Source organism: Porphyrobacter sp. MBR-49 (assembly GCF_053628655.1).
On the sequence record NZ_JBRJGU010000001.1, the window covers coordinates 12,402 to 36,734 of the forward strand.

A 24,333-nucleotide genomic window follows, 5' to 3' on the forward strand; every position below is an offset into this window, starting at 1 on the left:
CCATGTTTGTCGCGGGGCTACGCGCATCAGACGCAATCGCGAACGCATTTTTCGGACGGAAGGACCACCGGGGCCGCCAATGGCGATACCATTGACGCTTATTACGCTGGTGGCGCTGCCGTTTCTTGCCGCGCTGGTGATTGCGCTGCTGCACGACGCTTCGCGCGCGGTGCATTCGGGCATTGCGGGCGGGGCCAGTGCGCTTGGCCTCGGCCTGTTGGTGATGCTGGCTGGGCCGGTGATCGGCGGCGATGTTCCGTCTGCATCGTGGCAATGGGTGCCTTCGCTGGGGCTGGATCTGACGCTGATGGTCGATCCGCTCGGCCTGCTGTTTGGCGGGTTGATCCTAGGCATTGGCCTCCTGGTGGTGATCTTCGCCCATTTCTATCTCTATGCGGGAGAGGCGACCGGTCGGTTCTTTGCCAGCCTAATGCTGTTCCAAGGCGCGATGCTGGGCATTGTGATCGCGGGCAATGTATTGTTGCTGCTGGTGTTCTGGGAACTAACCAGCCTGTCGTCGTTCCTGCTGATCGGGTTTTGGCAGCACAAAGCCGAAGCGCGGCAGGGCGCGCGCATGGCGCTGGCGATTACTGGCGGTGGGGGTTTGGCGCTGATTGGTGGCATGGTGCTGCTGGGGCTGATCGCGGGATCGTTTGATCTGGCAACAATCCTTGAGCGCGGCGATGTGGTGCGTGCTTCGCCACTTTACCCGGTGATGTTAGGGCTGATTTTGCTGGGCTGTTTCACCAAATCGGCGCAGTTCCCGTTTCATTTCTGGCTGCCCCACGCGATGGCAGCGCCCACCCCGGTCAGCGCTTACCTGCATTCTGCAACGATGGTGAAGGCAGGTGTGTTCCTGTTGGCGCGGTTGTGGCCGGTGCTGGCGGGGACCGAAGCTTTCACCGTGATCGTCAGTAGCGTCGGCCTCGCCACGATGGTGTTTGGCGCGGGCGTGGCGCTATTCCGGCATGATCTGAAAAGCATCCTTGCCTATTCCACCATCAGCCAATTGGGCCTGCTGGTGATGTTGCTGGGGTTCTCGCTGGAGATGGCGGCGATGGCTGCGGTATTGCACATCCTCAACCACGCCGCATTCAAAGCCGCGCTGTTCATGAGCGCCGGGATCGTCGAGCATGAAACCGGCACACGCAATATCCGGCGGCTGGGCGGACTCGCCAAGGTGATGCCGATTACCGCGCTGATCGCCACCCTTGCCGCCGCATCAATGGCCGGGCTGCCGCCGCTGGGCGGGTTCATATCGAAGGAGTTGATGCTGTATCAGACGCCCGATCTGGTGCTCCTAGGCCTGCCATGGCTGGTGCCGCTGCTGGCAACCATCGGGGCAACGCTTTCGGTCGGTTATTCACTGCGGTTGGCCGGACATCTGTTTTTCGGCCACCCACGCGAGGCCGAGCCTTACGCGCGCGCCCATGATCCGGGCTTTGGTATGTGGGCTGCACCTGCTGCCTTGACGCTGCTGGCAGTGCTGCTGGGGCTGGTCCCGATGTTGCTGGCCGGGCCGCTGGTGGGTGCAGTGACGGGCGCGGTGATCGGCGGCGCGGCGCCTGAATTTGATCTGGCGCTGTGGCATGGCGTCAACCTTGCGTTGATCCTCAGCCTCATCGCAGTGGCGGGCGGTGTGCTCCTGTTGTGGCAGCACGCGCGCCTGCTGGAAATGTGGGAACGCGCCCGCCTGCCCGATGCCAAGCGCATATTCGAAGCCACGCTAGACTTTGCCAACATCTGGGTGCGCAAGGCCATTGTCACGACGCACACACCTTCGTTGCAGCGGATGCTGCTGGCGATTTTCGTCGTGATTATCGCGCTGGTGATCGATGGGGCGATGGCCGGGGGCGGGGTGTTCACTGGCACGCGCCTAGGCCTGCCCGCCTCGGCCCCGGCAATCATTGCCTGGGTGCTGTTGATCGCGGCGACGGCCGCGGTGGTGAACGATTCGCGCAACCGTTTCCGGGTGTTGATCTACATCAGCGTGATCGGCCTGATCGTCAGCCTTGCCTTCGTGCGGTTTTCCGCGCCTGATCTCGCGCTGACGCAGATTTCGGTCGAGGTCGTTACCATCCTGCTGTTGTTGCTGGCGCTCAACCTGTTGCCCAAAGATCCGCCACTATTGTCGGCTGCGCCGCGCAAATGGCGCGATGGCGCATTGGCGATTGTGGGCGGTGTGCTGATCGGCGGGGTGGCATGGGCGATGCTGACCCGCGATCCGGGCGCGAGCATTGCGGCCTATCACCTCGCCAATGCCAAGCCCGGCGGGGGCGGCACCAATGTCGTCAACGTCATCCTTGTCGATTTCCGCGCGTTTGATACGCTGGGCGAGATCATTGTGCTCGGCATCGCTGGCTTGGGCATTTTTGCGCTTCTGGATACCACGGCAGTCGGCGCAGCAGGCGCGCGGTTGCGGCGCTGGCGCGAAGACATGCCGCATTCGCCCGAACGCCACCCGATGATGCTGCTCATGGCCAGCCGCATCGTCCTGCCTTTGACGCTGACGGTGGGGATATTCCTGTTCTTGCGTGGCCATAACCAGCCTGGCGGCGGCTTTATCGCGGCGCTGGTGGTGGCGATTGCGTTCCTGGTGCAATATCTTGCTGCCGGATTTGATTGGTCGGATGCACGGCGGCGGTTTAGCGAGCATCGCCTGATCGCGTGGGGCGTGCTGACTGCGATGGCGACCGGGTTGGGCGCAGTGGTGTTTGGAGCGAACTTCCTTACATCGACCTTCGATTATTTCACACTGCCGCTGATTGGCGAGTTTGAATTGGCCAGCGCGATGCTGTTTGATGTCGGCGTGTTCCTGACCGTATTCGGTGCGGTGATGCTGGCGCTCGCACAACTGAGCCATATCGCGCAGCGTGCCGCCCGGGCCCATGCCGCCACGTTGGCGGACGGAAAGGACGCGCCATGACCTATGAATTTCTGGTGGCGAGCGCGATTGGGGTGCTGGTGGCGGGTGGCATCTTTCTGGCTCTGCGTGCGCGCACGTTTCAGGTGGTGCTGGGCCTCACGCTGCTGTCCTATGCGGTCAACCTGTTCCTGTTTGCGTCAGGACGGCTGGTGCTGAACCGTCCACCGATCTGGGACAAGGCAGTGGCCGAATATACCGATCCGCTGCCACAAGCGCTGGCCCTAACCGCAATTGTCATAACCTTTGGCATGACCGCGTTCGTGGTGATCCTGGCGCTGCGCAGCTTCCTTGAAAGCGGCAGCGACCATGTTGATGGTGACACGGTGACAGGCGATGCGCAGGACGGCCTCGCCAGTGATGACACGCATGGGGAGCACCCGTGACGCTCGCCGATCATCTACCGATCCTGCCGGTTGCGATTCCAGCGCTTGCCGCGCCGTTCGCGCTGCTGGTGATGCGGCGGCGGCGATCGCTGGGCATCAACATTTCGCTGGTGTCGTGCATCGCCATGCTGGCATCCGCGATCGCCCTGATGACACAGGTCAGCGACGGGACCATCCTCGCCTACGAATTGGGCAATTGGCCCGCGCCGTTCGGCATTGTTCTGGTGGCAGACCGGCTGGCGGCGATGATGCTGGTGCTGGCGGCTACCCTCGCGCTGATCGCACTGCTGCACGCGGTGGTGACTCGCGCTGACCGTAAGGGCTGGCATTTCCACCCGCTATTCCAGTTCCAGCTGATGGGATTGAACGGCGCGTTCCTGACCGGCGACCTGTTCAACCTGTTTGTTTTTTTCGAAGTGCTGCTGATCGCCTCTTACGGGCTGATGTTGCACGGGCAAGGTCCGGCGCGGTTGAAGGCCGGGGTGCAATATGTGGTCGTCAACCTTGTCGGGTCATCGCTGTTCCTGATCGCGCTGGGGTTGCTCTATGCGCTGACCGGCACTCTCAACATGGCCGACATGGGGCTACGAGTGGCAGCACTGGCGCCCGAGGATCAGGGCCTGCTGCGCATTGCCGCGCTGCTACTGGTCAGCGTGTTTGCGCTGAAAGCGGCGGTCGCGCCGCTGCATCTGTGGCTGGTGCGGACCTACGCCGTATCTACCCCGGCGGTGGCGGCGCTGTTTGCGATTATGACCAAGGTCGGCGTCTATTCGCTGATCCGGGTTGTACCGCAGGTGTTTGGCGATGGCGCGGGCGCTGCGGCTTGGGTTCCGGCACCTTATCTGCTTCCGGCAGCGATGGTAAGCGCAGGTATCGGCTTTGCAGGCGTGTTCGTGGCCCGCAGCCTGTCCGAACAGGCTGCCTATCTGGTGATCGGATCAACCGGTACGTTATTGATCGCGGTGGCGGGCTGGCAGACGGCAACATTGGGAGCGGCGCTCTATTATCTCGTCCATTCGACAATCGCGGCGGCGGCGCTGTTTCTGGTAGCCGACGTGGTTGCGAGACGGCGAGGCGGGTTTGCTGATAATGCCAGTCCCGGCCCTGATTTTGCCGACCGTAGCGCAGTGGGCCTGATGTTCATGCTCGCTGCCATCGCGGCAACCGGTCTGCCGCCGTTATCAGGTTTCATCGGCAAACTGATGATCCTGAAATCGGTGACTGCCCTGCCCGATTGGGGTTGGGCGTGGGGGGTAATTCTGGTCACGACATTGTTCGGAATTATCGGCTTTGCCCGCGTGGGCAGCACGCTGTTCTGGAAACAGGGACAAAGTGGCGAGGCGACTGCGCCTGCCGCCACACGCGCCGATCTTGTCGCACCTGCGATTGCGCTGGCACTGCTGGCAGCGCTATCCGCCGGAGCGGGTTGGGCCAGCACCTATGCCAACGCCGCCGCGGCGCAGGCGCTCGACCCGGCATTATCCGCCCGCGCAGTGCTGGGTGAGGTTGCGCAATGAGCCGTCTGTTGCCGCATCCAGGCCTCAGCGTATTGCTGGTGGCGATGTGGATGGTGATGGTGGGCGACCTCACCTTTGGCGCATTGTTCCTGGGGTTGGTCCTGGGTTTTGTCATCCCGTTGTTCACCGCACCGTGGTGGCCGGGACGTCCCAAGGTGCGCTACCTGTCCGCACTTGTTTATTTCGGGCTTGTAGTGTGGGACATCATCATCGCCAATTTCGAGGTTGCGGCGATTATCCTGTTCAAACCCAATCGCGATTTGCGCCCGGCGTGGCTGGCGATACCGCTTGAACTGACCTCGCCTGAAGCGATTACAGTGTTCGCCGGGACGATCAGCCTCACCCCCGGAACGGTGTCGAGCGATGTGTCGGCTTGTGGCAAATATCTGCTCGTCCACGCGCTCCACGCGCCCGACCCGGCGAGCGAGATCACCAAGGTCAAATTGCGCTACGAGGCCCGGCTTATGAGGATCTTCGTATGATCGAATATGCCCTCGGCTTTGGTTTTGCGGCGCTCGGCCTGGCGCTGGCGCTGAACCTTTGGCGATTGCTCAAGGGGCCGGGCGTCACGGATCGCATCCTTGCGCTTGATACGATGGTGATCAACATCATCGGCATCATCGTGCTCGCCGGAATTGCAGGTGGCAGCGGCTCATCGTTCGAAGCCGCGCTGTTGCTGGCGATGGTCGGATTTGTCGGTACCGTCGCCTATGCCAAGTTTTTGCTGCGCGGGAATATCATCGAATGAGCGTGCCGCTGTCTCTCGCCGAGGTTATTGTCAGTTTGCTGATCGTAATCGGCGGCAGTTTTGCGTTGATTGGAAGCTGGGGGCTGGTGCGCCTGCCTTCGCTGATGGAGCGGCTGCACGGCCCGACCAAGGCGACAACTTTGGGCCTGGGCGGGATGCTGCTCGGTTCGGTGGCCTATTTCCAGTTGGTGCGCGGTGAGTGGACCACGCATGAATTTCTGGTTTCGGTATTCCTGTTCGTGACCGCGCCGATTTCAGCGAACTTGATCGCCAAGGTGCACCTCCACCGCCTGCGCTTGGGTGAAGCGTCCGAAGCGGCTGGCCCGGCCGGCCGGCCCGCACCACCGACAGCCGATACCGATTGGGCCACGCATGAAGCCCCCCATCTGGGCACGCCGGGTGATATGGCCGGGGATTGAGCTCGCTTATTTATACCGGCGCGCTGAGATGCTGACGCATCACGCGCTGGAATTGCTTAAGCGCCCGCAAATTGCCTTCGTCAATTCAGGGGGTCGATTGCCACTTCAGAGACTCTAACCTCGTAATGGAGGTGAGGGCCAGTTGACCGGCCCGTCGAACCGACAAATCCGATGATCTGCCCCTGCTTGACACTTTGACCCGGCGTTACTGACGTCGCTGAAAGGTGAGCATAGCGGGTCTGGATAGCTTTTCCGTGGTCGACCTGGATCGTCAGGCCATAGCCTCCCATCCAACCGGCCAACCCGACTATTCCGTCAGCCGTTGCGACCACCGGACTCCCCATCGGCGCAGCCAGATCAACCCCTGCATGGGGCTGATAACGTCCGGAAAGCGGATGGAACCGGTAGCCGAAACCGCTGGAAAGCCGACCATTGTTCAATGGGAGCCCTGCCGGATAGCCGATCAATGGCATTCCGCTGGCGTTCCGGCGCGGCCGAGTTCTTGAAAATGACACGACGCTTGCACCTGCCGCGGTACTCCTGGCCTCAAACCGTCGCTCACCCAGTTCGTCGCCAGCCTTTGCTAGGCTTATTTTCCCTACCGGTGTGGCAATGCTGATCGGTGAATAGGTTGGACTGATCGCGTCTGCTCGTTCGCTGTCGGCAGACGGCGCACTACTCACGGAGGCTGGAGCATCCTCTGCGGAAAGGTAAGCCGGGAACGACAGCGCGACGATCGCACCTGTCCGCGCCATCTGGCGCAATCCGTGAAAGAGGTGACGCTTTACCAAATCTGCTGCCCAAGCGCGACCAGCGCCCCCATGCCAATCGCAACGCCGTAGGGCACACCCTTTGTGTCCTTGCGAAACAGGCGCCCTCGGGATTTTATCAACATAACGATCAGCATTGCCAAACCAACCATCGAGATCGCGAAAATCAAATTGAAAAACAGGCTGATCGGGAACCATGCTGCGACCGCTGCATAGAACTTGCCGTCACCCCCGCCCCAGACACCCCCGGCAAACAGCGCTAGACCGATCGCCAAGGCGACGGCGAAATGCCCAAGATGGCTCAGGAAATCGGTAGGCGTTACGCCAATCGCGGCAAACACCAACCCGGCCACCAATGTCGCAAGGCTAAGCCAGTTGGAAAGGTGCCGGTTGGCAATATCAGTCCAGGCCCCAAACCCTGCGAGGCCGGCCAACAGCAGAAAGGCAAAGGTCTCGAAAGGAGGCACGGGTCAGCCGATCAACTTCAATTTTTGTTGAGGAAGATGCGGATTGGCAGCGATGCTGTGCCTTCGGTCTGCCGCGATGCGGCAGCAATCTTCCGGGTCGGCGTCACGTTGATCCGGATCGGATAATTGGATCGCGGCCTCGGCGCGGTTACCAAGATAGCTGATCTGACGATTGCGCCTTCCAGCTTCTTTTCCGGAACCTTGGCCCCCGAAGCCTGGCTGGCCGGGAGTGTGCGGATGAACACTTCCTTGGCCTTGGCCATTCTCAATGGGCGCGCCTGCGGCACATCATCTTCTTCCGCCGCCGCCGTAGCAGTTGGAGCAACCACCGTAGCTTCGACTGCGGGGGATACTGCTCGCGGAGTCTGCTTGGCCAGCATGATCCGCTCGTCCACCCGCGCAAGGTTCCGCCAATAGCGTTGATCGGTCGGGTCAAGCTCGGCCGCCCGTACAAAAAGATCCCGGGCGACATCGTCACGGCCCAGCGTGGAATAGGCCACTGCCATCCCATTGAATGCCTCGGGTGCCAGCGCATGATTGTAGGAAGCCTGCCGGAAGGCTTCGATCGCCTTGGTCGGGCGACCCGCCGCCAGATGGGCGCGGCCAACCTCAAGGCGTTCAGCAAAATATGCGCTCATATCGGTCTGCTGCGCGGTCTTGGATCGCGGGGTGAAATCGAGTGATGCACATCCCGCAGTTGCCAGACACAATGTCGCGCCGACTATAGCCCAAACTTTCATCGCTATCCTCCTGTCAATGCTGGAGCAAGTTCACGGACAACCCGTATGCCGGCGGGCAGCATCAGCACCCCGATCATCACCGGCAACATGAAAACCACCAGGGGTATTGAAATCAGAACTGGTAGCCGGTGCGCCTTTTCCTCGGCGCGCATTCTGCGCCTCTCGCGCATTTCTTCTGCATAGACGCGAAGTGTGCTGCCCAAGCTCGTACCGAGCTTGTCCGACTGAATCAGCAGCGTCGCAAACGACCGGATTTCATCCACGCCTGCGGTTTCGGAAAGGCTTCGGAAAGCCTCCGCGCGCGATGCCCCTGCGCGCAGCTGGAGCCCGGTGGCGGAAAGCAGTTCGGAAACCTGCGGATGCGCCTGCACGACCTCACGGCCAACGCGATCCATTGCCGCCTCAATCCCTAGCCCCGCCTCGACACAAACGAGCATCAGATCAAGGCAATCGGGAAAGCCATTCACAATGGCCTGTTTACGGCGATCGGCTTTGGCGCTGACGACGAGATTCGGCAGAAAAAGACCGACCAATCCCAATGCAGAACCAACTACATAAATTGCACCCAATCCTGGGCTTTCAACCGTGAAAAACATCACCGTCAGCACAATCGCGGGGAGCGCAAACACCAGTGTAAGCCGGATCAAGGTGAAGATACGGGGTGCCGAGGCGCTGCTATACCCTGCCTCCTTAAGCTTGGCGCTGAGGCGGTCATCCTTGGAGTCAGCGAGGCTCAGCCCGGCTTGTTCGATCCTCTGGGCCATGCGTGCCCAAGCACTGGTGTTCCGGTCGCTCCGCAGACTACCGGAAAAGCCCTGATCCGGCCGCACGGCAACCAGTTTTTCAAGGGCAATCCGCTCATCGCGCCGGCGGAGCGCGAGATTCAAACCGACAAAGGCAAAAAATGCAATGACCGCAAAGATGCCGAACAATACGGCAGTCTTTATGACGGGGCTGCTTGCTATAAGATCAATCATCGCCGTCAGACCTTGATGTTGATCATTATGCGGATCGTCGCAAACCCAATGGCATACATCACAATAAGGCCAACAAAGCCGATGATAAAGGCCGGGTCATCTGCAACATCGAGGTAGAAGGCTGGGTTTACAACAAATAACGACAGGAAAGCTCCGACCGGAAGGATCGTCAATATCCACCCTGTCATCCTGCCTTCCGAACTTAACGCACGAACCTTGAGGAACAGGCTGGCGCGGGCGCGAATGACAGACGCAAGATTTTCAAGGATTTCAGCCAGATTACCGCCGGTCTCATTCTGCACCGACAGTGAGACGACGAACATTCGTATATCTTCAAGCCCCCACCTTTCCGCCATATTCGAGAGTGAGTCAGCAAGCTCGGCTCCGTAGGACACCTCATCCGCCACCAGGCCATATTCACTGCCTATCGGATCGGGCATTTCCCGGGTGAGGAGATCGATGGCCGAAGCCACTGGGTGGCCTGCACGCAGCGCGCGGATGAAAACATCAAGGCTGATCGGGAACTGTTCTTCCATCCGCTTGCGACGCCTTTGCGCCAAGGCGTTCACCACCAGCACGGGCAGCAGCACGGCAGCACAAAAGGACAGCGTGACGATCAGCAGAACTGTGCCCGCCGACATGGTGAAACCGCTCATCGCCGCCGCGATTCCGATCACGGCAACCAGCAGTCCGAAAGCAACCGCCATTGCAAAAACGACCAGACTGGTTGCAAATGGCACTCCGGCGGCACGCAACGAACGTTCCAGCGCCGCCAACAAACTGGCCAACGGCTGCGGGAAAGCGGAAAAATCGCTACCTGTGTTCTTCCGAAGAACCGATATGATCTCGTCTCGGCTGCGGCCTTCACTGATCAACTTCAAGCGCTGATTGATGGTATTCAACCGCGAACGGCGGGCCCAGGCCACATTGAGAACCGCCTGCACCACGATAAAGGTTGTCGCGAACAGCGCGAGCAGGATTCCCAATCTCAGAAAGGCATCTGTCATGCTGTCTCTGCCCCGTGTTCAGGGCGGAACAGATCGGCGCTGAGGTTGATCCCGGCAGTCGCCGCATCGGCGGCAAACTTAGGCCTGATGCCAGTCGCTTCGAACCGACCCAGAACGTCGCCATTCTCGGTCCGCCCCGTCATCTTGAAGCGATAGATTTCCTGCATCGTGATGGTGTCGCCTTCCATGCCGGTCACTTCCGAGACACTCATCACCTTGCGCCGACCATCCGACAGGCGGCCGACCTGAACCACCACATCGACTGCCGATGCGATCTGTGCGCGGGCCGACCGGGCCGGCATGTCGATACCGCTCATGCCAATCATCTGCTCAACACGCGCCAGCGCATCGCGGGGTGTGTTGGCATGGACAGTGGTCATCGATCCATCATGGCCGGTGTTCATGGCCTGAAGCATATCGAATGCTTCGCCAGCCCGGACTTCGCCGACCACGATCCGGTCTGGGCGCATACGCAGCGCATTCTTCACGAGATCGCGCTGGGATATCTCACCCTTACCCTCGATATTGGAGGGTCGGGTTTCCAGCCTTGCCACATGTTCTTGCTGCAACTGCAGTTCGGCACTGTCTTCGATGGTGACGATGCGTTCGCTGCCATCAATGAATGATGACAGCGCATTGAGCAGGGTGGTCTTGCCCGAACCGGTGCCGCCGCTGATCAGGACATTACGGCGCATGGCGACCACCGCGCGCAGGATATCCGCCATTGCCGGGGTAAGGCTTCCGAATTCGACCAGGCGATCCATGCCGATCCGCTTCTTCGCGAACTTGCGGATGGAAAGCAGCGACCCATCAACCGCAAGCGGAGCGACAATCGCATTTACACGCGATCCGTCTGCCAGCCGGGCATCGACGAATGGCGAGGATTCATCGATCCGGCGACCGACCGCGCTGACGATTTTCTGGATGATCCGCATGAGATGGCGTTCATCCTGAAACATCGTCGCGGCGCGCTCCAGCTTGCCGAAACGCTCGACAAACACGGTCTTGGGGCCGTTCACCAGAATATCGGTGATCGATTCGTCCTGAAGCAGTGGTTCAAGCGGGCCAAGGCCAAGCAGTTCGTCCAGCACATCATCGACCAACGCTTCACGTTCGGCGCGGTTCAGCTTTTCCTTTTGATCGGCCAGAATCTCGCCAATGATTTCGGCGACTTCTGCGCGGATGGTCGGGCGCGGTAGCTTGTCCAGCGCGGAAAGGTTGATCTTGTCGAGCAGCGAACGGTGGATCGAAATCTTCAGCTCAAGCAAGGCGGCCTGCGCCTCATCGTGGAACAGCGCGGCCTCAGTAACCGGGGCGACATAAGGCTGTTCCGGATCAATCGGCTGTTCGGTCTGAATGCCAGTCTTCTTGACGGACCATTTCATGACTGTTCACCGTCCGAAAAATCAGTTTCGGCCAGCTGGGCAAAGGCTTTGGCAAAGGCGCTGCGGGGCTCCTCTTCGCTGAACAGGAAGCCGCGAACCTGCGCTTCTTGCAGGCCGGTTTTCACCAGCGGAATGACGGCGGCGATCTCCCGATCTAGCGTGTCACCGACGGCCTGCGCGCCGATAACCTGAAACAGGCGTTTTTCAGCGCAATTGACCACCAGTGTGACATTGCCTGGGGCGACATCCACGCTGTCGAGCAGCGCGATGGTCTTGCTTGCCCGGCTGATGCTGCGCACCGATTGATCCACGACCAGCAGCAGGCGGTTGCATGCACATGCGGCCGACAGACCGGCGTTCGTCCACCCGGCCGGGAAATCGAGCAGCACGTGATCGTAATTCTGCCGCAGCATCGTCAGCAGCCTGAGCAACTGGTCGGCATCGATCGTTTCCGGCGGCGGAATGTCGCGCGGGGCGGCCAGCAGGTCGATCCTGGGCCGGACGTTGGTCACGGCATTGGCAATGATGTCCCAATCGAGCCGGTCGCCGGCATCAAGGCAATCAACCACACTCGTGCTGGGCGAGACGCCGAACAGGCTGGCCTGCTCACCAAATTGGCAATCGAGATCGACAATGCAGCAGCGCGCGTCTTCGTTCTGTTCGGTTATCGCGGCCGCGAGATGCGAAACGACCGTGCTGGCCCCAATCCCTCCGGACGAGTGAACCACTGCCTGCATCGGGGCAAGACCGGCCGACTGATTAGCAAACTGGGTGCTAAGGTCGATGATGACCGGAAGCAGTTCATCGGCGTTGAAGGGCAGCGCGACCACATCCTTGATGCCCAGCCGCATCAGCGTGCGAACCTTACTGAGATCAAGGCTTTCGACCGCGGCGATGATCGGCAGGTCGGGATATCGGGAGCGCGCCCGTTCGATACGCCCGATCGAGCCGGGCAGCCCCGGATTGACCTCGATCACCAGAACGGTGCTTTGCGTTACGGGAAGCGCGGGGAGCGCAGCGTTGGTTGGCAAGGCAACGCTGGTGAAAATCTGCCGGAACTGTTCGGGGAATTGGCTTTCCAGATGCGCCAACTCATCCTCTGACGCCACCACGCAAGCGCACATTCGCGTTGGCAGGCGACGGAACAGGGTGAGAGTTTCAGACTTGGTCATGTGGTTATCCATTTCAGCTCTAGACGGGAGGGTCACCCTCTCCATCTTCGAGCGTCAAAGTATAGGAGAAGTCCGGTAAAGGAACTGTGGTGCCGAAAGGCGACAAGCTGATGGGCGTGTACGTCGCATCTACGATTCGTACGGTGACAAGCGGGGCAATTTCAGGCTTGTTGGGATCCCCTGCAAAACCCAGCCCTGATCCCTGATATACGACACGCACCGACCCTGGTGTTATGTCGGGTTGAATGGCCTGCATACGTGTAACCAGAGCGGTGAATGCGGCTGAATCAACAGCAAGGTTGCCCGGACAGTTGCCAACGCACTGGCACCCAGTGCTGCTGCATTCGAGCGCGCCCAATGCTTCCCGGCAAATCCGGTCGCCAGCCCGCAGGGGGAGGGTGCCGCAATACGGCTTACCGACATAGAGCTCGTCTCGAAGCCCCGGCGAAACCATATTGCTGACCACCGCATGACGGGTGCCCATCTGGGTCGCCTTTTCATACTCGTTGAGCGTCCATGCGTAATTGCCGACATCGATGATGCCGAACAGCAGCAGCAGCGCCACGGGCAGAACCAGCACGAATTCCGCTGCCGAGGCGGCTTGCCTGTCGCGCCACATGATCAAAAGGCGCTTCATATGCCCATCACCGCCGCGCTCGACCTGGCCGAGAGGTTGATCGTGTCATCGATAAAGCCCAGCCCGGAAAGGATCGAAGGATAGGCGACCGGGCCTGAATCGACAGTAACCATCGGGCCTCCCTCACCAAGATCGGCATAGATTCCGGTGTCAACGAATTCATCGCATTCTATAACAACTTGGACATCCGCTGACTCCCAGTCGGGGACTTTGGACGTGCCGCCTGTTGCGTATTGACCCGTTGCCGTGACGTTTTGAATTTCCGCCAGCAGCGTGGCATCGCCAGCGCACAGGCGTTCGACATCGAGCCGCGAGGCGAAGCGCGCGCCGTCGCGCACCGATTTGACGATTTTGTGCTGCGTCCAGAAAAAATGCCCGGCCTCCATCGATCCGAAAATCAGCGCCAGCATCAATGGCAACGTCAGCGCAAACTCGGTCGCGGCGGTTCCCACGCGGTTTCGGGTGAAACGGCGGATCATTGCACCAACACCGGTTTCTTGCGGCCAAAGTTCTGGAACCCGCTGCCACCGTCGGCGCGCCGTGCCGGGCCCATGATTTCCGCCTTGAGCTCTGACGAACCCGTTTGGCCAGTCATTGGGCCAAGCAAGAACATGTCCACAAATCTGAAGGTGTTGACATCAAACCGGCCACCTTGGCCTGCACAGTCGACCACCGCCACGGTCAGGATACGGCGATCCTTTTGCGTGGGCGAAGGCACAACCGGCGTTCCTTCGATCGGGCGCGGGGCAGAGCAATAGAGCGTGGTTCTGGTCGGCGATGTGGTGTTAACACGGGCCAGTTCACGCGGCGCGGTCCGCGACGCGACCTGGCGTTCCCACTGATAGACTTCAAAGCGCGAAATCTTCCCGTTCCCGTCCGCATCCAGACCGGGGATCGATGCCGATGTGGTGCCGTGGATATCGTTCAGATAGGTGTCCACCGGCCATGCACCATCCCCGAAACTGAGGCATCCGGCGAGGCCGAGCGTCTGGCACGTATCAAGCGGGAAGCCTTGCTTGGGCACAGCGCCGCCGGGGATATCTGTAAAGGGTATCAGATCGCCGCCAGCGGTATTCTCACAGGTCGCGTTGTTGCCATTGCCATTCACCGTCACCTGCCGCACCAAATCGTTGCGGGTCACGTCGCCGGGACAGAAATCCCCGTTGGCGCGACAAGCGAAGTTGTTGCCGTTCGGATATATGCCAAAGCGGGTGTTGATCGCAGTGTTCTGGGGAACGCGCCGGCCTGGCTCCGTTGTGATTTGCTCTCCGGTGCAACCGAGCAGATCCGAATTCAGCCCCAACGTCCGGTTTTGTTCGTTCTGTGACAGACTGTCATAGTCGATATCGAGAAGATCGAAGTTGCCGGGCGTGAAATTCTCAGCGTTTTGCGGGCCTTCGCGCATGTCGACCGCGCTGCCGATGTCACTGGCCGTCGGCCAGCCTGAATTGCCGGTAGGCGCGCAGACCATTAGCGGCGGGACGTTGCACGCGGAAGCTTCGAGCGTCGCCACCGCGCTGGCACCCATCAGGCCGGACGAAGCCAGCCCGCCAATCGCGGTCAGCGCGTAAAATGCCTCGCGTCCACCGACAGTCACCCTGACATAGCGCGCATTGGCATCGGTGGTCGCCGCCGGGCCGGGAACGTCGGTCGCGTGGTTCCAGCTCTGGAAAAATTCGAATGTCAGTCCTCCGACCGTCCGGCCACCTTCATCATTGGCCAGCTTGGTTTCGTTGGCCCAGGCGCTGCCCGCGGTGGCGAGGAAGTTTGTGGCAGCTGCCGTCGCATTGGCCCTAGCCCCCGTCACACCCGTCAGCTGCGTCGCAGCGGCCAGCGCGGCTTGATCTGCGGCGTTCTGCAGCTCGCTGTCCATCGTCGCCATGCGGCTATAGTCCCAGCCGACCCCGGCGATCATGATCAGCCCGAACAACGCGAGCGCATATAGCGGGGCAATCGCCGCATCGCGCGCCTTTGCAAAATCGATGAAGAGTCGCTTTGCAATCATGGACCTGCCCCTCTGCCTCATCCGCCTTCGGGAACTTCCGAAGTCGACAGGCGTTCGGGCAGCTTGACCGCATCTTCGCGATAACGATCAATCGCATCCGCCGCCTTTTCGCCGCTGTGGGTCGCGTCTTCGGTGTAAACCGGTTCGGGATTGACGACCATCGCGGCATAGGTCTGCCGGTTCGCCTCTCCAAACGCTTCGGGATCATAGGCCCCGTCAAGATTGCCGTAGGTCGCGCAGCCGGTCAGCAACACGCTGCCCGCGATGGCCAGAACAATGCGATCAGTATTCATAGCCGTCTCCCTGAGTGCGCGGTTGCCCCGCAGGCGCGCTTGGTGGCAGCGTCTGCGGCTTGTAATCCTGACCGAACAACAGCGTTTCAACCGCATCGGGATCGGCCACGCGATCGGTTGGCAGCCGCACCTGATCGGGGCGGATCGGCCGCACCAGACGCGGCGTGACCACGATCAGCAGTTCGGTTTCGCCCTTCTGGAACTGAGTTGACCGGAACAGCGAGCCGATGATCGGGATCGACCCGAGGATCGGCAGTTGCTGGACATTGGTCTGGAATTCGGTGCGCAGCAGCCCGCCAAGAACAAAGCTTTCCCCGTCGCGCAGTTCCAGCGTGGTCGACGCGCGCCGGGTTTGCAGGCCCGGAATGGTCAGGCCGTTGATCGTCACCGAAGCCGACGGGTCGAGCGAGCTGACTTCCGGCTCCACAATCAGGTTGATCAGATTGTCGCCCAGCACGGTCGGGGTGAAACCCAGACTGACGCCGAAGGATTTGAACTCCACCGTGATCGCCTGACCACCCGTGCCGCCGCCCCCGCCGCCGGAATTGCCGCCCTGCACAACCGGGATCGGGAATTCGCCGCCCGCAAGGAAGGATGCCTTTTCACCCGACAGCGCAACCAGTGTCGGTTCTGCCAGGGTTTTCGACATGCCCTGTTCTTCAAGCGCGTTGAGGAAGGCTTCGATATCGACATCGCCGATTGAAAACAGCGCGCTGAAAATGCCGAACTGGTCGAGGATCGGATCAATGCCGAGCTGATTGCCCCCCAACCCATCCGAGCGCGCAGAGGCACCGCCGCCGGTTACGCCGCGGAAACTGCCGCCGAGCGAGTTGGCAAAGCCGCTGACGCCGAGCTTTTCGCCGACCGTGCGGTTCACTTCGGCAAAGCGGACTTCCAGCATCACCTGCTGCGGGCTGCCGAGTGACAGCATATTGATCACGTCATCGCCCGCAAATGCGCTGGCAAGGCGGGCCACGCGGCTGGCGACGCCTGCATCCTTGACCGTGCCGGACAGCATCAGCTTGCCATTGGTCAGCCGCGCATCAATTGTCTGACCGGGAAACATTTGGCCCAACTGGTTGCGCAAGGCATCGACATCGGGGCCGACCGAGATATCCATCACCGCGATCACGCGATTGGCTTTGTCATACAGCGTCAGGCTGGTCGTGCCGACTGACTTGCCGAGGATATAGATTGACCGGTCGGACACCGGCAGGACATCGGCGATCGCTTCACTGCCGATCATTGCGCGATCAATCGCGCGGTCGGCGGTGACGATCTGGCTTTTATTGATCGCCACTTCGATTTCGCCGGCGTGAATGTCCGCGCCCGAAGATTGGGCCTGCGCAGGAACCGCGACCAGCGCGGCTGATGCCAGCAGGGCTGCTGCCAGAATATGCTTCATGATCCCTATCTCCCCCCCAGAAGGTTGACCGGGTAGGCCTGGCCTTCAACCCCGCGATAAATCGTCATGCTTGGCCCGCTGGGCATTGGCCGCGCCATCGGGCTGCCGGGCTGCGCCATCGCGGCGGGCCGGGCCATTGCCGATGCCTGCTGCGTCGGGCGTTTGCGGATATAAAGGCGTGAATTGCCGACATCGCGGTTGGTCAGGGTGCGGCCCTTGGCTTCTTCCAGCGATTCAACATTGCGCAGCGCCAGGCTTAACGTGCCCAGTTTGGTGCCGATGGCCAGTTGCTGGGCCTGCAGCGGATCGACTTCCAGCACGGCGGTTTTGCCCACCTGCGCTTCGGTTGCGCCTTCGTTGGCGATTTGATCGATGGCGAGCACTTTGACCCGTTCAAGGATGATGTCTGACATCAGATCGGCGGCCTCTGCCCCGTCACCGGGGATCTGGCGGGTCAGCAACACGTCCACCGTATCGCCGGGGCGCACGAATCCGGAAACCCCGGTCACGTCTGTTACCGGGATCGCGACAGCGCGCATGCCTTCGGGAAGTTTGGCGGCGAGCACGGCTCTGCCGCTGGCGCCGCTGACCTTGTCAGCCAGCACCGGTTCGCCCGGCACAATCGGGCGCAGCGCCACGCGGTTATCGGCGAGCGCGCCGCGGATGGTGGTAAACGCGCCCTGCGGCACCGAAGTGGCGGGGAAATTCTGGAGCCTGACATTTTCAGGCGTGAGCGGATCACCGAAATCGAGCGGCTGGGTCGCGACGACGATAGTCGTCAACTCCTGCGCCTCTGCCTGCTTTTCAACCCGCTGTTCAACGCCGGTCAGATAGGCATTGACCAGAAATACGGCAAAGGCGGCGATCACCAAAGCGCCGATGACGATAAAGATGTTCCGGTTTTGCAACTGCCGCCCCCCAATCAAAAAACAAATCGAATAAGGGTCCATGCAGCGGTTGCCGCATGGACCCTTATTTCATTATTCTCAGGGCGCAGGGGCTGCAGGGGGCTCTTTGATCAGCGTAGCAGCATCGTCCATTGCTTCGGCAATCGCATCCCCAAGGGTGACAGCGGCAAGAGCAATAGCACTGCCGACGATCGCCAGAATCAGAGCATATTCAGCAGCCGAAGCGCCGGCTTCGTCGTTAAGGAAATTCTTGATCAGGTTAGTCATGGTACAGTCCTTACGTATCAGTGGCCAACATGGCCGATTGAAAACACGCCAGACCGGTCTCGCCGGCGGGACGCCTGCCGAAGGAAACTTCCCGTTACGGGATACACGACCATTTTTTTGTTATGCAGGAGCACGTTGACCGTGATCCCGTGTGTTCAGTTCCCCCCGAACGCCCTTATAATGCTGCGGTTTGCGGCATGGGGTCAACGCTTTTTCAACCATAAAATGAAGTTGGTTAGTTAACAATAAGTTAACAAATCCCTTCGTTAACCCGCAAGGTTAATGTATCAATTAACCGTTCGGAAGGTGTTTCATTTTAAACCGGTTTTTGTCTCCCACCCCGAATCACCATCGGCCACCGCGCCGATTCGCGAATCGGGAACGGGGTGAAAAACCGGTCGGAGGAAACCTTGGCTAACGTGGACGCAATATCCCGTTCTTTTCGCAGCTGGTTTGCCGGGTGGAGCCACTCGCTCTATCAGCGCAGCATCGCCATCCCGCCGTTCCTGACGCGCAACATGGTGTGGCTCGCCGCCGGATGGGTGGCCTTTGCCGGCATCGCCGCCGCGCTGCGCATGACCTTTTCCGCCACCCCGGTGGATCACGCCGAAGACGCAGTGCCGATGCTGCTGGTCTATGGCGCGATCATCATCGCCCCGATTGCAGGCTATCTGATCGCCCGCAGCGCCTATTCCAGCGAATATGCGCGCCAACGGCCTGATTTCCACCTGTCCTTCATCGGCAAATGGCGGCGTGTCAGCCCGGCTGAAGCCAGCCAGCATCCGATGTTCGGCCCGGTCGGCTTCCTCGCATCGCTGCTGATCGGGTTGATGATCAACGTGGTGATCCGCAGCGGCGAATTTTTCTTCGCAATCCCCGCGATGAGCGCGCTGGCCCCCGATTGGGCGATGACGATGTTCGTGGTGATGGCGCTCGACGTGATCGTGATGAACTTCTTCTACATGGTCGCCTTTGTCATGGCGCTGCGCAACATCCCGCTGTTCCCGCGGATGCTGTTGTTCGTGTGGCTGACCGATATGGTCATGCAGATCATGATCGCGAACCAGATTTCGCAGATCGGGTCTTTGCCAGCGAATGTGGTGGAACCGCTGGTCAGCCTGTTAGAAGGCAACCTCCAGAAGGTGGCAATCAGCATCGCGGTGTGGATGCCCTTTATGCTGCTGTCCGATCGGGTAAACGTAACCTACCGCTGGCGCCTCGCCGCCTAGGGCGGGGGCGTATTTACCCCACAACCCCCGCGCCCGCCAGCACCGCCAGCGTCAGCACATCGGGCACAGTCGCGGTCATCGGCACGATCTGCACCGGCTTTTCCATGCCGATCATCATCGGGCCGATGGTGGCGTTGCTGCCCAGTTCGCGCAGCAGCTTGGCCGAAAGGTTGGCCGATTGCAGCCCCGGCATGATCAGCACATTGGCCGGGCCGGACAGGCGGCTGAACGGGTAGAGTTCCATCACCCTGGGGTTAAGCGCGGCATCGGGGGCCATTTCGCCTTCATATTCAAAGCCGGGCTCCTCACGATCAAGGATCGCCACCGCTTCACGGATATTGCCCAGCCATTGGCCCGACGGGTTGCCGAAGGTCGAATAGCTGAGGAACGCAACGCGCGGTTCATGCCCCATGCGCCGCGCAACCGCTGCGGTTTCGCGGGCGATATGGGCAAGTTCGGCTGCGTTGGGGCGTTCGTTGATGGTGGTATCGGCGAGGAAGGTGGTGTGGTTCTTGCCGATCATCATGTGAACGCCGAACGGCACCGCGCCGTCCTTGTGATCGAGCACCAGGTTCACCTCGCGCACGGTTTGCGCAAAGGTGCGGGTCATGCCGGTAATCATCCCGTCCCCGTGGCCCAGCGCCACCAGCAGCGAGGCAAACACGTTGCGTTCCTGATTGACCATCCGGCGCACGTCACGTTCGGTAAAGCCGCGCCGTTGCAGCCGCTTGTAGAGGAAATCGACCATCGCGGGCACGTGTTCGCTATCGGCCGAGTTCTGGATTTCAAAGCTGCCGGGATCGGACACCGAAAGCTGATGCAGCTTGTCGACCACCGCCTTGGTGCGGCCCACGAGGATCGGCGTGCCATAGCCGAAATCGCGGAACTGGATCGCGGCGCGCAGCACCACTTCTTCTTCCGCTTCGGCAAAAACCATGCGTTTGGGGTTGGCCTTGGCGACTTCGTAAACCCCGCTCAGCACCGAGGTGGTGGGGTTGAGGCGCGAACGCAGCTGGATGCGATAGGCGTCGAAATCGTCGATCCGCGCGCGGGCCACGCCCGAATCCATCGCTGCCTTGGCCACGGCGGACGACACGACTTCGATCAGGCGCGGGTCAAACGGGGCGGGGATGATGTAATCGGTGCCGAATTTCTGGTTCTTGCCATAGGCGGACGCGACCTCTTCGGGCACGCTGCGTCGGGCGAGTTCGGCAATCGCCTCGGCTGCAGCGACTTTCATCTCTTCGTTGATGGTGGTCGCCTGCACATCCAGCGCGCCGCGAAAGATGAACGGAAAGCCCAGCACATTATTGACCTGATTGGGAAAATCGCTGCGCCCGGTAGCGATGATCGCATCGGGGCGCACGGCCTTGGCAGCGTCAGGCATGATTTCGGGCACCGGGTTGGCCATCGCAAAGATGATCGGCCTGTCCGCCATCTTGCGCATCCATTCGGGCTTCAGCGCGTCGGCCGCTGACAGGCCGAGGAAGATGTCCGCGCCCACCAAGGCTTCTTCAAGGCTGGTGGCGGTGGTGGCGACCGCATGGGCGCTTTTCCACTGATCCACGTCTGCGCGGCCCGGCGTGATCGGGCCGGTGCGGTCACACATGATCACATTATCGTGGCGCACACCCATCGCCTTGATCAACGCGGTGCAGGCAATCGCCGCCGCGCCTGCACCATTGACCACCACCTTCACGTCCTTGAAGTCGCGCCCGGTCAGGTGGCAGGCATTAAGCAGGCCCGCCGCTGTGATGATCGCGGTGCCGTGCTGATCATCATGCATCACCGGGATCTTCATGCGTTCGCGCAGCGCGGCTTCGATGATGAAGCATTCGGGCGCTTTGATATCTTCAAGGTTGATGCCGCCAAAGGTCGGCTCCATCAGCGCGACCGCATTGACGAAGGCTTCGGGGTCTTCGGTATCGAGTTCGATGTCGATCGAATCCACATCGGCAAAGCGTTTGAACAACACCGCCTTGCCTTCCATCACCGGTTTGGCGGCAAGCGCGCCGAGATTGCCAAGGCCAAGGATCGCGGTGCCGTTGGTGATCACCGCGACCAGATTGGCCTTGGCGGTGTAGCGCGCGGCCAGCGCGGGATCGGCGGCGATGGCCTCAACCGGCGCAGCGACGCCCGGCGAATAGGCAAGGCTGAGATCGCGCTGCGAGGTCATCGGCTTGGTCGCGACGATCTCCAGCTTACCCGGCCGGATCGTCTCGTGATAGAACAATGCCTCGCGGGTGGTGAAGCCACCCTTGTTCTCTTCGGCCATGGTGCCTGATCCCTTTTTGTGTGCGCTTGGCGAAATCCGCGCCCCGCTTAGCGAGGAGGGCGGCACCGCGAAAGGGCGGAAATGACGCAACTCCGGGGACATCCGTAAGGGCAGACATTCCGAATCGCAACGCTGGTGTCTAGGCAATGCAGCTATGGCCGCGCCCACCGAATCCAAACCCACCCCGATGATGGCGCAATACCTCGCGCTGCGCGAGGACGCGGGCGACGCGCTGCTGTTCTACCGGATGGGCGATTTCTTCGAGCTGTTCTTCGAAGATGCGAAGGCCGCGGCGGCAATCCTCGATATCGCGCTGACCACGCGCGGCGAACATGATGGCCAGCCGATCCCGATGTGCGGCGTGCCGGTGCATTCGGCGGAAAGCTATCTTGCGCGGCTGATCCGGGCGGGTTGCCGGGTGGCGATTGCCGAACAGATCGAAACGCCCGACGAAGCCAAGGCGCGCGCCAAGCGCGAAGGCACGCCATCATCGAAGGTGCTGGTGGGCCGCGCGATTGTCAGGCTGGTGACAGCGGGCACGCTGACTGAAGAAGCCTTGCTCGAACCGCGCCGCGCCAATGTGCTGGTGGCGCTGACGGAACTGCGCGGATCAATCGGGATCGCCGCCTGCGATGTTTCAACCGGCGCAATGGTGCTGGAGGAATGCGCGCCCGAAATGCTCGGCGCGGCGCTGGCGCGGATTGGCCCAAGCGAAGTGGTGGTGCCCGAAGATTGGGCAAATGGGCCGGACGAGGCGATTTTCCGCCCGCGCGGCACCTTCGCCAGCGATGCCGGGGCAGATCGGCTCAAGGCGCTGCACGCGGTGGCGACGCTGGATGCCTTTGGAGACTTTTCGCGCGCGATGCTGGCGGCGGCAGGCGGATTGATCGCCTATCTCGACCATGTCGGGCGCGGGAACCTGCCCTTGCTGCTACCCCCGGTGCGGCGCACCGCCGAGGCTGGGATGGCGATGGATGAGGCGACGCGCGCCAGCCTCGAAATCCTCGAATCCACCTCGGGCGGGCGCAACGGCAGCCTGATCGGCGCGGTGGATCGCTGCGTTACCGGCGCAGGATCGCGCTTGCTGGCCGAAGACCTGTCCGCCCCGCTGCTCGACCATGCCGCGATCGAAGCGCGGCTGGCGCTGGTGCAATTCTGGCGTGATCGCCCGATTGAGCGCGCGCAATTGCGCGATGGCTTGCGCGCGATCCCCGATCTGGGCCGCGCGCTTGGCCGGGTGGTGGCGGGGCGCGGCTCCCCGCGCGATCTGGGTCAATTGCGCGATGGGCTGAGCGAGGCAATGCGGCTGCATCGCTGGCTTTCGGGCGCGCCTGATCGCCCCGCGCTGCTCGATGATATGCTCGCCCGCCTGACCGGCCACGGCGCTTTGACCGATTTGCTGGGCCGCGCGCTGGTGCCCTCGCCCCCGACCGAACGCAGCAATGGCGGCTATATCGCCGATGGCTATGACGCTGGGCTTGATGAATTGCGCGCCACATCGGGCGATGCGCGCCGCGCAATTGCCGCGATGGAGGCCCGCTACCGCGACGAAACCGGGATCGCCACGCTCAAGATTCGCCACAACGGCGTGCTCGGCTATTTCATCGAGGTTGCCGCGCGCCATGCCGACCGGTTGATGGCACCCGATAGCGGCTTCACCCATCGCCAGACGATGAAGGACGCAGTGCGGTTCAATTCATTGACATTGCACGAGGAAGCCGCACGCATCGCCGAAGCGGGCGGCCATGCGCTGGCTGCCGAAGAAGCGCATTTCGAAGCGCTGGTGGCCGAAATCACCGCTGCACGTGAAAGCATCGCCGCGACCGCTGCCGCACTCGCCCGGATCGATGTCGCTGCCGCCAATGCCGAACGCGCGGCCGAAAGCGACTGGTGCCGGCCGGAGATTGCCGAAGACACGGGCCTTACCATCACCGGCGGGCGGCATCCGGTGGTCGAAGCCGCGTTGGCGCAGGCGGGCGAGCGGTTTGTGGCCAACGACTGTGTTCTGGCTCAGGATAACCGCCTATGGCTGATCGGCGGGCCGAACATGGGCGGTAAATCAACCTTCCTGCGGCAGAACGCACTAATCGTGCTGCTGGCGCAGGCGGGGTGCTTTGTCCCGGCCACGGCGGCGCGCGTAGGGCTGGTCGACCGCCTGTTCAGCCGGGTTGGTGCGGCGGATAATCTGGCGCGCGGGCGATCCACCTTCATGGTCGAAATGGTCGAAACCGCCGCGATTCTGGCGCAGGCGACCCAGCGCAGTTTCGTGATCCTTGATGAAGTCGGGCGCGGCACATCGACCTATGATGGCCTGGCACTGGCATGGGCGGTGGCCGAAGCGGTGCATTCGCGCATCGCCTGCCGCTGCCTGTTCGCCACCCATTATCACGAACTCGCGCGGCTGGCGGAGACTTGTGAGGCGCTATCGCTGCACCATGTCCGCGCGCGTGAATGGCAGGGCGATCTGGTGTTGCTGCATGAACTTGCCGAAGGCCCTGCGGATCGTTCCTATGGCCTTGCGGTCGCACGGCTGGCCGGGGTGCCCGATGCTGTCGTGGAACGCGCCAAGGCGGTGCTTGAAAAGCTTGAGGCCACCCGCGAAGCCACCGGAGGGATTGCCGCCGGGCTGGGCGATCTGCCGCTGTTCGCCGCGCTGCGCCCCGAACCGCAGGCGTCGCCCGAACAACGGCTGGCAGAGCAATTGCGCGCCGCCGATCTGGATGCACTAACCCCGCGAGAGGCGCTCGACCTGCTGTATCAATGGAAGCGCGCACTGCCCGCCAACAAGCGCTGACCAAGCGCG

The 24,333-nt window shown here is 61.5% G+C and carries 23 protein-coding genes; 8 read left to right on the top strand and 15 right to left on the bottom strand.

The window, feature by feature from the left end; translation table 11 throughout:
• Positions 1–79 precede the first annotated feature (79 nt).
• Genes ACSSV3_RS00060 through ACSSV3_RS00085 form a run of 6 tightly spaced genes read left to right on the top strand, consistent with a single transcriptional unit; the run spans position 80 to position 5,993 of the window.
• On the top strand, positions 80–2,926 hold the full coding sequence (locus tag ACSSV3_RS00060; protein ID WP_354325276.1) for a monovalent cation/H+ antiporter subunit A: 2,847 nt from the start codon (positions 80–82) through the stop codon (positions 2,924–2,926).
• Positions 2,923–3,309, top strand: a complete 387-nt coding sequence (locus ACSSV3_RS00065; protein ID WP_354325275.1) for a Na+/H+ antiporter subunit C — start codon at positions 2,923–2,925, stop codon at positions 3,307–3,309. The genes ACSSV3_RS00060 and ACSSV3_RS00065 overlap by 4 nt, the downstream gene beginning before the upstream one ends.
• Positions 3,306–4,826: a monovalent cation/H+ antiporter subunit D gene (locus ACSSV3_RS00070; protein ID WP_354325273.1), complete on the top strand. Its 1,521-nt coding sequence runs from the start codon at positions 3,306–3,308 to the stop codon at positions 4,824–4,826. The genes ACSSV3_RS00065 and ACSSV3_RS00070 overlap by 4 nt, the downstream gene beginning before the upstream one ends.
• On the top strand, positions 4,823–5,308 hold the full coding sequence (locus tag ACSSV3_RS00075; RefSeq protein ID WP_354325271.1) for a Na+/H+ antiporter subunit E: 486 nt from the start codon (positions 4,823–4,825) through the stop codon (positions 5,306–5,308). The genes ACSSV3_RS00070 and ACSSV3_RS00075 overlap by 4 nt, the downstream gene beginning before the upstream one ends.
• The gene (locus ACSSV3_RS00080) at positions 5,305–5,574 is read left to right on the top strand and encodes a K+/H+ antiporter subunit F (protein ID WP_354325269.1); all 270 of its coding nucleotides are present in this window, start codon (positions 5,305–5,307) and stop codon (positions 5,572–5,574) included. Before ACSSV3_RS00075 ends, ACSSV3_RS00080 begins: the two co-directional genes overlap by 4 nt.
• Positions 5,571–5,993, top strand: a complete 423-nt coding sequence (locus ACSSV3_RS00085; RefSeq protein WP_354325268.1) for a Na+/H+ antiporter subunit G — start codon at positions 5,571–5,573, stop codon at positions 5,991–5,993. Before ACSSV3_RS00080 ends, ACSSV3_RS00085 begins: the two co-directional genes overlap by 4 nt.
• Positions 5,994–6,073: 80 nt before the next feature.
• Here ACSSV3_RS00085 and ACSSV3_RS00090 read toward each other — a convergent pair whose 3' ends face one another.
• The 14 genes from ACSSV3_RS00090 to ACSSV3_RS00155 form a co-directional block, all read right to left on the bottom strand.
• Positions 6,074–6,466 carry a M23 family metallopeptidase gene (locus ACSSV3_RS00090; RefSeq protein WP_354325267.1) on the bottom strand — a complete coding sequence of 131 codons (393 nt, stop codon included), beginning with the start codon at positions 6,464–6,466 and terminating at the stop codon, positions 6,074–6,076.
• A gap of 311 nt (positions 6,467–6,777) precedes the next feature.
• Complete coding sequence (locus ACSSV3_RS00095; protein ID WP_354325265.1) at positions 6,778–7,230, bottom strand: A24 family peptidase; 453 nt, start codon at positions 7,228–7,230, stop codon at positions 6,778–6,780.
• A gap of 17 nt (positions 7,231–7,247) precedes the next feature.
• Positions 7,248–7,970 carry a tetratricopeptide repeat protein gene (locus ACSSV3_RS00100; RefSeq protein ID WP_354325263.1) on the bottom strand — a complete coding sequence of 241 codons (723 nt, stop codon included), beginning with the start codon at positions 7,968–7,970 and terminating at the stop codon, positions 7,248–7,250.
• A gap of 2 nt (positions 7,971–7,972) precedes the next feature.
• Entirely contained in the window at positions 7,973–8,947 is a 975-nt protein-coding gene (locus ACSSV3_RS00105) for a type II secretion system F family protein (RefSeq protein WP_354325261.1), read from the bottom strand.
• Between the two features lie 5 nt (positions 8,948–8,952).
• Positions 8,953–9,954 (bottom strand): type II secretion system F family protein, encoded by a 1,002-nt coding sequence (locus ACSSV3_RS00110; RefSeq protein ID WP_354325259.1) that lies wholly within the window; start codon positions 9,952–9,954, stop codon positions 8,953–8,955.
• The gene (locus ACSSV3_RS00115; protein WP_354325257.1) at positions 9,951–11,339 is read right to left on the bottom strand and encodes a CpaF family protein; all 1,389 of its coding nucleotides are present in this window, start codon (positions 11,337–11,339) and stop codon (positions 9,951–9,953) included. The genes ACSSV3_RS00110 and ACSSV3_RS00115 overlap by 4 nt, the downstream gene beginning before the upstream one ends.
• Positions 11,336–12,511, bottom strand: coding sequence for an AAA family ATPase (locus ACSSV3_RS00120; RefSeq protein ID WP_354325256.1), 1,176 nt, complete (start codon positions 12,509–12,511; stop codon positions 11,336–11,338). The genes ACSSV3_RS00115 and ACSSV3_RS00120 overlap by 4 nt, the downstream gene beginning before the upstream one ends.
• A 19-nt stretch (positions 12,512–12,530) precedes the next feature.
• A complete protein-coding gene (locus ACSSV3_RS00125) occupies positions 12,531–13,148 on the bottom strand; it encodes a TadE/TadG family type IV pilus assembly protein (RefSeq protein ID WP_354325255.1) in 618 nt (205 codons plus the stop codon).
• Positions 13,145–13,627: a TadE/TadG family type IV pilus assembly protein gene (locus tag ACSSV3_RS00130; RefSeq protein ID WP_354325254.1), complete on the bottom strand. Its 483-nt coding sequence runs from the start codon at positions 13,625–13,627 to the stop codon at positions 13,145–13,147. Before ACSSV3_RS00130 ends, ACSSV3_RS00125 begins: the two co-directional genes overlap by 4 nt.
• On the bottom strand, positions 13,624–15,153 hold the full coding sequence (locus ACSSV3_RS00135) for a pilus assembly protein TadG-related protein (RefSeq protein WP_354325252.1): 1,530 nt from the start codon (positions 15,151–15,153) through the stop codon (positions 13,624–13,626). The genes ACSSV3_RS00130 and ACSSV3_RS00135 overlap by 4 nt, the downstream gene beginning before the upstream one ends.
• Before the next feature lie 17 nt (positions 15,154–15,170).
• Positions 15,171–15,446 (bottom strand): hypothetical protein, encoded by a 276-nt coding sequence (locus ACSSV3_RS00140; RefSeq protein WP_354325250.1) that lies wholly within the window; start codon positions 15,444–15,446, stop codon positions 15,171–15,173.
• Positions 15,436–16,851, bottom strand: a complete 1,416-nt coding sequence (locus ACSSV3_RS00145; RefSeq protein ID WP_354325248.1) for a type II and III secretion system protein family protein — start codon at positions 16,849–16,851, stop codon at positions 15,436–15,438. The genes ACSSV3_RS00140 and ACSSV3_RS00145 overlap by 11 nt, the downstream gene beginning before the upstream one ends.
• 5 nt (positions 16,852–16,856) lie before the next feature.
• Complete coding sequence (gene cpaB / locus ACSSV3_RS00150; RefSeq protein ID WP_354325246.1) at positions 16,857–17,759, bottom strand: Flp pilus assembly protein CpaB; 903 nt, start codon at positions 17,757–17,759, stop codon at positions 16,857–16,859.
• Positions 17,760–17,837: 78 nt separating this feature from the next.
• The gene (locus ACSSV3_RS00155) at positions 17,838–18,026 is read right to left on the bottom strand and encodes a Flp family type IVb pilin (RefSeq protein ID WP_354325245.1); all 189 of its coding nucleotides are present in this window, start codon (positions 18,024–18,026) and stop codon (positions 17,838–17,840) included.
• A gap of 419 nt (positions 18,027–18,445) precedes the next feature.
• On the opposite strand from ACSSV3_RS00155, the gene ACSSV3_RS00160 reads away from it, so the two are divergent.
• The gene (locus ACSSV3_RS00160) at positions 18,446–19,255 is read left to right on the top strand and encodes a DUF2569 domain-containing protein (protein WP_354325244.1); all 810 of its coding nucleotides are present in this window, start codon (positions 18,446–18,448) and stop codon (positions 19,253–19,255) included.
• Between the two features lie 13 nt (positions 19,256–19,268).
• Here the strand turns inward: ACSSV3_RS00160 and ACSSV3_RS00165 are convergent, their stop codons facing one another.
• Positions 19,269–21,530, bottom strand: coding sequence for an NADP-dependent malic enzyme (locus ACSSV3_RS00165; protein ID WP_354325242.1), 2,262 nt, complete (start codon positions 21,528–21,530; stop codon positions 19,269–19,271).
• Positions 21,531–21,684: 154 nt separating this feature from the next.
• Here ACSSV3_RS00165 and mutS point away from each other — a divergent pair, with 154 nt between their 5' ends.
• Complete coding sequence (mutS, locus tag ACSSV3_RS00170; protein WP_454184724.1) at positions 21,685–24,324, top strand: DNA mismatch repair protein MutS; 2,640 nt, start codon at positions 21,685–21,687, stop codon at positions 24,322–24,324.
• Positions 24,325–24,333 lie beyond the last annotated feature (9 nt).